At 65.3% G+C, this 12,532-nt stretch carries 10 protein-coding genes, 1 tRNA gene and 2 pseudogenes; 10 read left to right on the top strand and 3 right to left on the bottom strand.

Features of this window, described 5'->3' with window-relative positions; all coding sequences use genetic code 11:
* On the bottom strand, positions 1-986 hold a 986-nt coding region (ftsY, locus tag RMO57_RS19165; protein WP_310389391.1), incomplete at its 3' end, for a signal recognition particle-docking protein FtsY.
* Positions 987-1,076: 90 nt separating this feature from the next.
* Between ftsY and RMO57_RS19170 the strand changes: the two genes are divergently transcribed.
* The 4 genes and pseudogenes from RMO57_RS19170 to RMO57_RS22055 all read left to right on the top strand — a co-directional run.
* Positions 1,077-1,973, top strand: a complete 897-nt coding sequence (locus RMO57_RS19170; protein ID WP_310389393.1) for a delta(1)-pyrroline-2-carboxylate reductase family protein — start codon at positions 1,077-1,079, stop codon at positions 1,971-1,973.
* A gap of 62 nt (positions 1,974-2,035) precedes the next feature.
* A tRNA-Met gene (locus RMO57_RS19175) sits at positions 2,036-2,112 on the top strand.
* A gap of 563 nt (positions 2,113-2,675) precedes the next feature.
* Complete coding sequence (locus tag RMO57_RS19180) at positions 2,676-4,043, top strand: surface lipoprotein assembly modifier (protein ID WP_310389395.1); 1,368 nt, start codon at positions 2,676-2,678, stop codon at positions 4,041-4,043.
* 347 nt (positions 4,044-4,390) lie between these two features.
* Positions 4,391-4,579: pseudogene (locus RMO57_RS22055) on the top strand (hypothetical protein); the annotation flags it as partial.
* Here RMO57_RS22055 and RMO57_RS19190 read toward each other — a convergent pair.
* On the bottom strand, positions 4,537-4,713 hold the full coding sequence (locus RMO57_RS19190) for a hypothetical protein (RefSeq protein WP_310389399.1): 177 nt from the start codon (positions 4,711-4,713) through the stop codon (positions 4,537-4,539). The pseudogene RMO57_RS22055 and the gene RMO57_RS19190 overlap by 43 nt on opposite strands.
* Before the next feature lie 290 nt (positions 4,714-5,003).
* The gene (locus RMO57_RS19195; RefSeq protein WP_310389401.1) at positions 5,004-5,348 is read right to left on the bottom strand and encodes a hypothetical protein; all 345 of its coding nucleotides are present in this window, start codon (positions 5,346-5,348) and stop codon (positions 5,004-5,006) included.
* Positions 5,349-5,551: 203 nt separating this feature from the next.
* Between RMO57_RS19195 and RMO57_RS19200 the strand changes: the two genes are divergently transcribed.
* The 6 genes and pseudogenes from RMO57_RS19200 to RMO57_RS19225 all read left to right on the top strand — a co-directional run.
* Positions 5,552-6,211: a hypothetical protein gene (locus RMO57_RS19200; RefSeq protein ID WP_310389403.1), complete on the top strand. Its 660-nt coding sequence runs from the start codon at positions 5,552-5,554 to the stop codon at positions 6,209-6,211.
* A 4-nt stretch (positions 6,212-6,215) separates the two neighbouring features.
* Positions 6,216-8,474 carry an HD domain-containing phosphohydrolase gene (locus RMO57_RS19205; RefSeq protein ID WP_310389405.1) on the top strand — a complete coding sequence of 753 codons (2,259 nt, stop codon included), beginning with the start codon at positions 6,216-6,218 and terminating at the stop codon, positions 8,472-8,474.
* On the top strand, positions 8,467-9,339 hold the full coding sequence (locus RMO57_RS19210; protein ID WP_310389408.1) for a hypothetical protein: 873 nt from the start codon (positions 8,467-8,469) through the stop codon (positions 9,337-9,339). The genes RMO57_RS19205 and RMO57_RS19210 overlap by 8 nt, the downstream gene beginning before the upstream one ends.
* Positions 9,320-11,443, top strand: a complete 2,124-nt coding sequence (locus RMO57_RS19215) for an adenylate/guanylate cyclase domain-containing protein (RefSeq protein WP_310389409.1) — start codon at positions 9,320-9,322, stop codon at positions 11,441-11,443. The genes RMO57_RS19210 and RMO57_RS19215 overlap by 20 nt, the downstream gene beginning before the upstream one ends.
* A 356-nt stretch (positions 11,444-11,799) precedes the next feature.
* On the top strand, positions 11,800-12,117 hold the full coding sequence (locus RMO57_RS19220) for a 2TM domain-containing protein (protein ID WP_310389411.1): 318 nt from the start codon (positions 11,800-11,802) through the stop codon (positions 12,115-12,117).
* Positions 12,118-12,182: 65 nt separating this feature from the next.
* Positions 12,183-12,532 (top strand): annotated as a pseudogene (locus tag RMO57_RS19225) (RNB domain-containing ribonuclease); the annotation flags it as partial.

Consider the following 12,532-nt stretch of genomic DNA (forward strand, 5'->3'; position numbering starts at 1 on the left):
ATCGCCGCCAGCACGCCGCCCTTGGCCGTGCCGTCCAGCTTGGTCACGATCAGGCCGGTCAGGCCGATCGCATCATCAAAGGTTTTCACCTGCGCCAGCGCGTTCTGACCGGTGTTGCCGTCGATCACCAGCAAGACTTCATGCGGCGCGCCGTCCTGCGCCTTGCCGATCACGCGCTTGATCTTCTTCAGCTCTTCCATCAGATGCAGCTGCGTCGGCAGGCGGCCCGCCGTATCGGCGATCACCACATCGCAGCCGCGCGCGCGGCCCGCCGTCACCGCATCAAAGGTCACGGCCGAGGGGTCGCCGCCTTCCTGGCTGACGATCTCGACTTGGGTGCGATCGGCCCACACCGCCAACTGCTCGCGCGCGGCGGCGCGGAAGGTGTCGGCCGCCGCCAGCAGGATCTTCTGATTGGCCTCGGCCAGATGACGGGTCAGCTTGCCGATGCTGGTGGTCTTGCCGGCGCCGTTGACGCCGACCACCATCATCACCGTCGGGCTGTGCTGACCAACCGCCAAGGACTTCTCCAGCGGCCGCAGCAGGTCGGTCAGCGCCTCGATCAACAAACCCCGCACGGCCGAGGGCGCGGTTGCCTTGGCCTCCTTGACGCGGCGCTTCAGGTCGGCGAGCAAATGCTCGGTCGCCTTGACGCCGGTGTCGGCCATCAGCAGCGCCGCCTCCAGCTCCTCGTACAGCGCGTCGTCGATCTGTGTGCCGGTGAAGACCTGGGCAATGCTGGAGCCGGTCTTGCGCAGACCTTGACGCAGCTTGTCCATCCAGCTGCGGCGGGGCTCGGTGGGCGTGGGCGTGGGCGTGGGCAAGGCCGGAGCGGCGGCGACAGGCAGCTCGATGACGGGCTCAATGATTGGCTCAACAACGGGCTCAACAATCAGTTCGGCAATCGCCACCGCGATCGATTCGGGCACAGCGTCCGGCGCCGGCGCTGGCGTGGAAGAGAACTTTTTCTTGAAGAAGCTGAACATCGTGAACCCGAGGAGTCGTCAGGGCGGAATCATAATCGGCTGGCCCGGGCGAGCCCCCACCCCCACCCCGTTCCGCCCAAGGAAGCCCCGATGCGAATTCTCAATGCCGAAGCCACCGCCGACCTGCTGCCCTATGAGCGCCTGATTCCGGCCGTCAGGCAAGCCATGCTGGATCTGCACGCTGGCCTGATTCACGCCAGCGCACGCACCGTTCTGCCCTTGCCCGAGGGCGGCAGCTATCTGGCGATGCCCTGCACCGACGCCCACTATGCGGTCACCAAATTGGTCGCCGTAACGCCCGCCAACCGGGCGCGCGGGCAAGCGACGATTCAGGGCCGCGTGGTGGTGAGCGAGGCCGGCAACGGCACGCCCCTGATCATTCTGGACGGCATCGTGGTGACCGCAAGGCGCACGGCGGCCGTCACCTTGCTGGGCATAGAAACGCTGCTGGGTCGCCCGCCCGAATCCCTTGTTTTGGTCGGCACCGGCGCGCAGGCGCTGACCCATGCGCTGGCCATGGGCGAGCGTTGGCCCGGTGTGCACTTGCGCTGCGTGGGCCGCGGCCGCGCGCAGGGCATGGCCTTTGCCGCCTTGCTGACGGCACAGCGATTGAATGCCCGGGCCCTCACAATTGAGCAGGCACTGGAAGACGCTGCCGTGGTGGTGACGGCGACGACCTCCTTGAGCGCGGTGTTGCCGGACGACGTCGCGCCCAACACCTTGATCGTGGGCCTGGGCAGCTTCACCCCACAGATGGCCGAACTGCCGGCAAAGCAAGTGCGGCAGCGGCATGTATGGGTCGATGACCTAGACGGCGCGCGCCACGAAGCCGGCGATTTGCTGCAAGCCGGTGTGGATTGGAGTCGCGTGCACAACCTGGCTGAAGCCCTTGCTGACAAGGCCCTGCCGCGTGCACCGATGCTGCTAAAAACCGTGGGGCACGCCGCCTGGGATCTCGCGGCCGTGCGCACCGCTCTGGCGGAATGAAAAACTTATTTAACCAACTGCTTGCGCGCCGAGAAAACTCAATGCTATAGTCGAGGGCTTGAGGCGCTTTAGCTCAGCCGGTTAGAGCGACGGAATCATAATCCGCAGGTCCGGGGTTCGAATCCCTGAAGCGCCACCAAAATTATCTAGGTGCAAACTGTATACAGCGCGCACTTAGAAGAAAAGCCACCCTAGCGGTGGCTTTTTGCTTTTTGAACTCCGATCGCCTTGTAGGCAATCTGTAGGCAAACTCATGAGGATTTAGTCGTGCCGCAAACGGCATATGGGCGCGACGCCTATTCAGGCGCATTGATCGCCGCGAAGCGCCGGCAACGATCTCTCAGGTGTCCCAAGTTTTCATCAGTCTCTTCCAGCGCTAGAGCTCAGGGCGCTGCACCACCGCCAGCGCCACAAGCGCTTCCAGATGATCCTGTAATAACGCAGGTACACCCCCGCCCTTGACATGCACTCCGGCCTCCATGTTTCGCTCCAGTGCAAATCCCGTCAGATTTGCACTGGTGACGAAACAAAGCTGGGCACCGCACTCGGCCAGCCAGTGAGGTGCCAGCAGAGAAGACAGATCATTCTGTACAAATAGTTACAAACCCCTGGTCGACATCCCTTTACTTGCTAAGACTAGCGACGATAGATGCAAGGTAGCGCATGGAAATGGCGCTTTGACAACAATAGCTCGAGGTGCCCTTGCACAGTTTGCCCACCAGGCCCGGAGCTACCGCGCGACCTCATGCCCGTTCGTTTTCCCTGATCGCCTTCGCCATTGCATTGAGTTGCCTCGCGACGAACGCCTTCGCCCAGGAAGACTTGCTCGTCAAGGCCTCAGCCCTGCTGGGTAAGAAGGATGCGGCAGGCGCATATGCCTTGCTGGCCCAGGCCGAGACAACGCGTGCCGGGGATCCCGCATTCGACTACCTACTGGGCATTGCTGCGCTCGACTCTGGTCATGTGACACGGGCGATCTTCGCGCTTGAACGCCTGATGCAAAGGCAACCCGACAACCTGCTGGCTCACGCCGAACTCGGCCGCGCCTACCTCGCCGCCGGCGATCCCGACAGTGCCCGGGTGGAGATGCGCCTGGCTCGCGGCGGAGACTTGCCTGAGGGCGCGTCGGCAGCGATCGATCGTGTCATCGGCGTCATCGACCAGCTTGCGCGCCCGACGGGCCCTCGCGTCTCGGGCTACCTCGAGGTAGGCGCCGGCTATGACAGCAATGTCAACAGCGCCACGAACCAAGGCGAATTTGCAATTCCGGCCTTCGGCGGCATCCTTTTCCAGACCGCACCCGAAAGCCGGCAGCAGCACGATCTCGTCGCTTCCGCGGCAGGCGGAATCAATGCCGAATTTGCGCTCTCGCCGGCGTGGAAGCTGGTCGCAGCGGGCAACCTTCGCGGCACCGTGGATCGCGTCGTCCATGACATGAACACCGTCCTTTTCGACGCCACTGTCGGTGCTCGCCGTACGGTGGGCACGCAGAGCCAGACCATCGCCCTGCAGAACGGCACGGCCTGGGTAGGGTCGAGCCGATACCGCAGCGCCAATGGCATTAGCGCTCAATGGCAACAACAGCTCAATGCGGCCTCGCAGGCGAGCTTGTTCGGCCAGTGGTCACATCAGGACTACAAGGGTCAGGCCGAGCGCAATACCGATCGCTCCCTGCTGGGTATCGGCTTTGGCCGTGAATTCGCCGCCGCAGGGACGCTGGTCTACGGCAGCGCGTACTTCGCGAGCGAGCGGGCCACGAAGGCCGAGTTGGCGCATTTCGGGCATCACGCCTCGGGCCTGCGGCTTGGCATGGAGCGGCGCCTGAACCCCTCGGTCATGTTGTTCGCGGAGGGGCAGCACGAGCGGCGCCGGTTCGGCGGCACGGAGCCCTTCTTCGACACCGATCGCCGCGACCACCAGAACTATGCCACTGCCGGCCTGCGCTACAGCGCCACCGATCAGTGGCAACTCACCGCACAGGTTCATCACACAAGAGCTGCTTCGAATGTCGTGCTCTACGACTACTCGCGCAGCGTCATCCAGATCACCGCCCACAGGACTTTCCCATGACCTCAGACTTCCGACGCCCTGTCCATCCTGGCGCTAGGAGCCCGGGCGGCAGAAAGATCGGCGGCTTGGGCCGATTCTCGCTATCGCCGCCTTCTGCCGCCCGGGCTCCTAAGCCCGCCTCGGCGCTCTGGCTGCGCAATGCGCTCTCGATCGCCGGGCTGTTAGCCTTCACCGGACTCGCCTGGTCGGCGCCTTCGGCCACGGTGCTGTTCACCAGTGGCGATGTGCGCGCGCTGTCGGCCAAGGGTGAAGCCCGCGAGCTCAAGACGGGCGGCGGCGTCGAATCCGGCGAGACCGTGCAGACAGGCAAGGGCCGCGTCCAGCTGCGCATGATCGACGGCGCCATGATGTCCCTGGGCGAACGCACGACCCTGCGCCTGGACGACTATCACCTCGCCGGCCCGCCAGGCAACGAGGAGCGCGGCTTCATGAGCCTGCTCGCCGGCAAGCTGCGCACCATCAGCGGCAGCATCGGACATTCGCGTACCGCGGACTACAAGCTCGACACCCCCTCAGGCACGATCGGCATCCGCGGAACCGAGTACACCGCTGCAATTGACGGCGGCCTGAAGGTCGGCGTCATCGGCGGCCGCGTGGCGGTCTGCAACGACGGCGGCTGCGTCGACGTCCCCAAGGGCTCTTCGGCCTTCACGCCGGGCATGTCGATCAAACCCGTTCTCCGTGCGGAACAGCTTGTCTATCTCCAGCCTGCCAACGCCGCCGAGTCGAAGCCGATCGCCGCCGCTCCTCAGCCGACAACGAGCGCCGCCGCTGATTCGCAAACACCGACCTCGGGTGACAAGCTCTCGCAATACCTCGTCGCTTCGCTGAAGCCACCTGCCACGAGCGCGCCTGCGGTTGTCGGCTCCGGCACTGCCGATGATGTGCTGCCGACGCTGCCCGGTTCGACTGTCGTCGACAGCAGTACGCCGGCTCCAGCGCCAGGGCCTTCCACGCCGATCACGGTGCTACCAGCACCGGCCCCGGTGTCTGCACCTGTGCCAGCGCCAGCGCCAAGCCCGGCGCCCACACCGAGCCCCGCGGCCGCACCCAGCCCGGCACCCACACCTGCGCCAACACCCGCACCGACGCCGGCGCCTGCCTCGGAGCCAGCCCCGGCACCTGCGCCAAACCCTGCGCCAACGCCGGCCCCCACACCAGCGCCGAAGCCTGCGCCAAGCCCGGCACCAACGCCTGCGCCTGCGCCTGCGCCTGCACCAACACCGGCGCCGCCGCCAGCGCCAAGCCCGGCGCCCACACCAAGCCCTGCTGCGGCACCCAGCCCGGCACCCGAACCAGCGCCAACACCCGCACCTACGCCGGCACCTACGCCGGCACCAACGCCTGCACCTGCACCAACACCGACACCGACACCGGCGCCTGCGCCAAGCCCGGCACCCGCGCCAAGTCCTCCGCCCGCGCTCAGCCCCGCACCCGCGCCGGTCGCCACACCCCTGCCCAACGGCACTGCCACGCTGGGCCTGGTCTGGAGCACCGAAAAAGGCGCTGTGGCTTCAGGCCTGACCCAGGGAAACGCCTCGTTCGACGCGCAGGGCGGGCTCCTGGAGCTGCGCAATGCGTCGACCGGCAAGGTCATCATCGAGAAGGGCACGCCCCTCGACGTCGGCTCCAACGGCGTGATCGCCTGGGGCCGCTGGACGGGCGGCCAGAGCAAGGTCAAGGGGACCGCGGGCAGCAGCGGCGTGGGCAACGGCAACCTGGCGACTCTGCATTACTTCGCCATCGCGTCAGCGCCCATACTGCCGGCGGCGGGCCTGTACTCGTCCTTTGCTTCGACGGCGCCCACCATGCAGTCGGGCGGCAAGCTCGTGGCTACCGGGTCCGTGAACAGCGCGACCGGCACCTTCACGGCGGCGCTGCTGCTGCAGCTTGCCGGCACGGCCAGCTATTCGTTGACCGTGCCGGTGGCCGGGCAGACCTTCTCGCTGGTCGGTGTTGCATCGCAGACTTCCGCTGCCGGCTTCTCCGGCGTATCCCTGATCTCCAGCACCGGCACGGGCTGCACGGGCGGCTGCACGGGAAGCCTTGGCAACAACGTGTCAGTGATCGGCCAGATTGCCGGCGGCCAGGGAAGCCAGGCCGGCGTGGCCTATGGTTTCGACAGCCGCGTCGGCAACGTCTCCGGCGTGATCGTGTTCAAGCGCTGAGATCATGAGACTGCCTGATATCGAACGCCGCTTCGCGCCGCGCGGCATCCTCGCGTCCACCTACATGGATGAGAGCATGCCGGGCGAAACAGGCGCGCACGCCAGAGGCGCCGCGTTCACGAAGACGCTGCTGGTCTGCAGCGACCCGGCCCTCCCGAACGAGGAGCTGGTCTCAGGCTTGCGCGGCTTGCGCTTTTTCGTGCGCCCCTGTGGCGCAAGCGAAGCGCTCGAACAGCTCGGCCGCGACGACTGGGACGTGGTGCTGATCGACGAGCATGGCGGCGTCGGCGGAGCGCTCACACTGATCCACGCGATCCGCGCGGGCTTTCCGGCTGCCTTGCTGCCGGTGGTCGTGCTGGGCGGAGCCTCGCAGTCCGAGGCTCGGGCGGACGCGTTCAAGCAAGGCGCGAGCGACTGGATCATGCAGCCCGCCGATCTTGCCGACGTGAGCCGGCGGCTGGCCACGCTCGCGGACCTGGGGCGGCTTCGTCGCCAGCGGGCTGCCGAGCATGGCTACTACCGCGCCAAGCTCTCGGCCCGTTCGTCACGCCTGAACGGGCTGATCGAAACCTGCATCATGATGTCGATGAGTCGCGATCGCGCGGCGCTCCTGCAGCAACTACTCAGCGAGGGACGACGGCTGCTCCACTGCGATGGGGCGACCATGTACATGGTCACCGACCAGGAGACGCTGCGCTTTGAACTCCGCACGCGAAGCGACCCGCTGCCTTCGGTGCAGATTCCGCTTTACGACTCCCAGACCGGACGTCCGAACGAGAATTACGTCTCCGTCTACACGGCTGTCCACAATTGCTCCGTCCGCATCGATGACGTGTACAGGGAGACGCGCTTTGACCTGAGCGGCACCCGCGCCTTCGACATCGCCAGCGGCTACCGCACGGTATCGATGCTCACGGTGCCGATTGCGCCTCGTGGCGGAGCTCCAATCGGCGTGCTGCAATTCATGAACGCACTGGACCCGATCAACGGTGCCATCGTGCCCTTCGATCCGGAATCTGTCGCTCTGGTCGAGGCCCTGGCGGCGCAGGCCGCCGTCGCCCTCGACAACCTCGAATTGGTCGAGTCGCAGAAGCAACTGATGGAAAGCCTGATCCAAGTGCTCGCGACGGCCATTGACGCCAAGAGCCCGTACACGGGCCGGCATTGCGAGCGCGTGCCGGACCTGGCGATGGGTCTCGCCAAGGCGGCCTGCGATGCGACAGAAGGCCCTTTCGCGACCTTTGGATTCAGGTCCGACGCGGAATGGGAGGAGTTCCGTATCGGTGCCTGGCTGCACGACTGCGGGAAGGTGGCGACGCCAGAGTACGTGATCGACAAGGCGACCAAACTCGAAACCATCCAAAACCGCATCCACGAGGTGCGCATGCGCTTCGAGGTACTGCGGCGCGACCTCGAAATCGAACGACTCCGGGCGCAACTGGCCGGCACTTGCACCGCGGAGACGGACGCCGCCCATCGCGCGTCGCTGTTACGCCTGGAGGAGGATTTCGCATTTGTGGCCAAGTGCAACAAGGGTACCGAGACCATGGGGGAGGACGCCATCGCGCGCCTTGCCCGTATCGGAGCCCTCCGGTGGACGCGCCATTTCGACGACCGCCTGGGGCTCTCCGAGGCGGAACTCGCCAGCCGCGCGGACGAAGCCGTGCAACCCTTGCCCTGCAGCGAACCGCTGCTGGCCGATCGCGCGCGAGACCTCATCGTCCGACCCGCGGACGATCAACCAGATCCCTCCTTCAATTTCCGCATGGAGGTGCCCCAGCACCTCTACAACCGCGGCGAGCTCTACAACCTGTCGGTGCGTAGCGGGACGCTGACCCGCGAAGAGCGCTACAAGATCAACGAACACATGGTCCATACGGTGATGATGCTGGAGCAGATGCCTTTCCCCAAGCATCTGCGGCGAGTGCCGGAATATGCGGGTACCCACCACGAACGCATGGATGGCAAGGGCTACCCTCGCCAGCTTGGTCCGCAGCAGTTGTCGGTGCCCAGCCGGATCATGGCGGTGGCCGACATCTTCGAAGCGCTGACCGCCGCGGACCGGCCGTACAAGAAGCCCAAGAAGCTGTCAGAGGCGTTGGCGGTCCTGCAGAAGATGTCGGGCGCGCACGTCGACGCTGACGTCTTCAACCTGTTTCTGCGCTCCGGTGTCTACCTGGAATTCGCGCGCAAACACCTGCAGCCGGAGCAGATCGACGTCAGCGACCCGTCGCCCTACTACGCGACGGTGCAACATGGCTGAGGCCGGCGGTGTCGAAGCCGAGTCGAAATCGCCCGATGCCGCAGCAGACTCGGCTGCGCGGGTCGGCGCGGAACTCGTTGCCCTCTTTGACCGGGTCGGCGCGCGGCCGGACAGACTCCAATGGCTGCACCGGCATGTCGCCGCCCATCTCTGCGGCACGCCTGATCCGACGCTGGATCGCGCGTTTGCCGCAGTGGCCGCGGCCATCGACGCCCAGGCTCCGGTCTTCGACCGCAACCCGTATCACAACCGCCAGCACTTCTGCGAGGTCGTACTGACGGCTCATGCGCTGTGCGCCCTCGAGCGCCTTGATGCGGCGACGACGCAATTCCTCCTGCTTGCGGCCTTGATCCATGACTTCGTGCACGACGGCGGTTCGCACCCGGCCTTCCTGCAGGAGCGCGCGAGCATCGAATGCGTGCGTCCGCTGCTGCAGTCGGCGGGTCTGCAGCCCTTGCAGCTCAGTCGCATGGCGACGCTCGTGCTGTCCACCGACACGGCCCAGGGCACCGGCTTCATGGCGGCTGCCTGCAAGGCGCACGAGAAGGGCGAGGCCTGTTCAGCCAAGGTGCCTGCGGGCGCACCGGAACTCGCCGCGCTCACCGAGGATGCCGGTCTTGCCATGCTCGCGCGCATGCTTTGCGAAGCCGACATCCTCCCTTCGATCGGCCTGGATCTGGCCCACGGGATGCTCGTGCAGGAGCGCCTGGCGCGCGAGTGGCGCCGCCCGCTGGACGCGAAGGACAAGCTCGCCTTCGTCTGCTTGGTGCTGCAGCAAGGCTATGTCAGCGACTTCTTCCTCCCCAACGTCCAGCTGATGCGCGCTGCCCTGACCGAGGGTTCGCATGCGTCCGAGCAAGGCTGAGCCGCAGGAGTCGCGCCGGACCTGGGGCGTGCCACTGCTGGCCTTAATCCTGGTGCTGGGCGCCATGGTCATTGACCCCATGGCCCTGCGTGGCCTGCGCAATTTCACCTTCGACCAGTACCAGCGCTGGCATCCGCGGGCCTACGACAATCCGCCCGTCCGCATCATCGACATCGATGACGAAAGCCTGCGCAGGATCGGACAGTGGCCCTGGTCGCGCGACCGGCTCGCGCAATTGCTGGACGAGACCAGCAAGCTGCAGCCGGCATCGATCGCGATCGACATCGTGTGCGCCGAACGTGATCGGAACTGGCAAGCTGCTGACGTCACGGATCGCCCCGACCCGGACGCGGCGCTGGCGCAGACGCTCGCACGGAGCAATGTGGCGATCGGCTTCGCGATGACGGGGCCGAGCGCCAGGCCAGCCGGGACCCAGGAGTCCGGCGACGGGCTGCTGCTCAAGGCGAGCTTCTTCGCGCTCGGCGGCGACCCGCTAGCGGCGATTCACAGATTCCAAGCCAGCGTGTCGAACCTGCCGGAACTCCAGGAGGCGGCCGCCGGCCAAGGGGCGATGACCTTCCTGCCTGATGTCGACGGCATCATCCGGAAGGTGCCGCTGCTGATGAACCTTGACGGGCGACTGGTCCCGTCGCTCGCTGCCGAGGCGCTTCGGCTGGCAGCTGGTGCGAGCCATTACACGGTGCGCAGCGAGGGCGACAGCGGTGGAGTCATTGACGTGCGCATCGGCAAGCGAAGCTTGGATACGGATGCATCCGGATCGCTGTGGATCCACTATTCGAAGCCCCGCCCGGAGCGTTCCATCTCGGCCTGGAAGATTCTGGCCGGCGAAGTGCCCGCTGATGCAATCAAGGGAAATATCGTGCTTGTCGGCACTTCAGCCCAGGGGCTGATGGACCTGCGCTTCTATCCGCTGGGAGGCATCATTCCGGGCGTCGAGGTGCATGCCCAGGCCTTGGAGCAGGTGCTGGCGGGTCAGCCCCTGAGCCGGCCCGGATGGACCCCGGCAGTCGAACTGCTGACGACCCTGGTGGGCGGGTTACTCGTGGGCGTTATTGCCATGACTCGCAGCGCTGCGCAGTCATCGGCGGGTTTTTTCGCGCTAGCCGGTGTGCTGGGCCTGAGCGCTTGGCAAGCATTCATCCATGGCCAGGTGCTGATTGATCCCAGCACGCCGATCCTGGGCCTGGCGATGGTGTTCATTCCGACGACGCTGATGCGCCACCTGCTCAGCGAACGCCGGCAGCGCTGGATGAAGCAGACCTTCTCGCGCTATGTCTCCCCGAACCTGGTGGAGTACTTGGTCGCCCACCCCGGCGCACTCAACCTGGGTGGCCGGCGCCAGCAGTGCAGCTTCGTCTTCACTGACCTTGCCGGGTTCACCGCACTGATGGAAACGATGGATCCGACGGCTGCCGTCGCCGTGCTCAATGCCTATCTGGATCGCATGATCGCGATTGCCTTCGAGAACGATGGCACGCTGGACCGGATCGTCGGTGATGCCGTGGCCATCGTCTTTTCAGCACCGATTGAACAGGCGGACCACCAGCAGCGAGCTCTGCGTTGTGCGCTGCAGATGCATTCCTTCGCCCGCGACTATATGGACCAGCTCTTGCGCCAAAACATCCCTTTCTGCGAAACGCGCATTGGCGTCCATACCGGCGAGGTAACCGTTGGCAACTTCGGTGGGGACGCGATCTTCGATTACCGCGCGCTGGGCGACGCAGTCAACATTGCTGCACGTCTGGAAGGCGCCAACAAACATCTGGGTACTCTCATCTGCGTTTCCGAGGCAACGCTTGCGGGGTGCCCCGGTGTCGCAGCTCGTCCGATCGGCCAGCTCAGACTGTCGGGCCGATCAGGCTACGTCATGGCGTACGAGCCACTTCTCGCGACCGCAGCCGGCCCGGCATCGGACCCTGAATACCAAGCGGCCTTCGACCTCATCGGCACCGACAGGAACGGCGCGCTCGCTGCGTTCACGAACTTGGCGATTGCGCGTCCAAAAGATCCTCTGGTCAACCTACATCTGGACCGCTTGCAGCAGGGGAAGAATGGTATCGCCATAGAAATGACGGAAAAATGATGGGCCCGCGCAAGAAGAAGGAACTCGCCCCACAGGCATTTGGACGCTGAACCGCCAAGATGCCCTGGTGGGCCTTTGTTTGGGTGCTGACAGAAGAAATGGGGAGCAAGGCCTATCGCAAGAGCGCCTTGCGCAGGTCAAAGGCGTTCGCGACGGCGGCGGCGATTGCTCCGCAATGGCAGTGCCGACTCGCCAATTGCACTGGACATACGAGAACGCCGCCAGCAAACGGCAACTCATCGCCTGCAGCGGCCCCTCGCGCCCATTGAATGCCGCTCGTCGCAAGCCCTGGGCGGGCAACGGCGGGCCGGGGCACAGTGCAGACATCGCAAACCAATTCAAGCAAGGAGCTCGTGATGGCCCCCCTCAAACAAAGCAGCCCAGATGACGAAAACAGCAGCAGCCTGGAAGCGCAAGCCAAAAAGCGCGTCGACGCCAAGCTGGGGTTTTTGACCCATTTGCTGGTGTTCTGCTGCGTCAACGCGGGCTTCTACCTGCTGAGTTCGCTGAGCGACCGGAGCTGGCATTTTGGCTACACGCCTTTCCCGATCTGGGGCTGGGGCCTCGGGCTGGTCATCCACGGCATCGTGACCTGGGCCTCGCTGCAGGGGCAGGACTTGCGCGGCAGCATGATGGAGCGCGAAATGCAGCGTTTGCGGCAGCGCCAAGGTTAAAGCTTGCGCCGGGTCGCCATGGCCACCGCCGACCAAGCTCGACTATCGGCGACAATCCGGCCCATATGTTTGCACTGTTCGATGACGCCGGAAAATTCCTCGCCGGCCGCGTGATGTCTGAAGCCGATAGTTCGATGCAGATCGAACTCGATTCCGGCAAGCGCGTCAAAGTAAAAGCCGCCAATGTGCTGCTTAAATTCGATAAACCCGCACCGGCCGAGCTGATTGCCTCGGCGCAAGCGCTGGCCAAGGAGATCGACCTCGACCTCGCCTGGGAGTTTGCCCCGGAGGGCGAGTTCGGCTTTGCCGAGCTGGCGCGCGATTACTTTGATGCCAAGTCCAGTACGGCCCATCAAGTGGCCGCGCTGTTCTGCCTGTTCGAGGCGCCGCATTACTTCCGCCGCGCCGGCAAGGG

This window comes from Roseateles sp., assembly GCF_031397715.1.
Classification (GTDB): domain Bacteria; phylum Pseudomonadota; class Gammaproteobacteria; order Burkholderiales; family Burkholderiaceae_C; genus Paucibacter_A.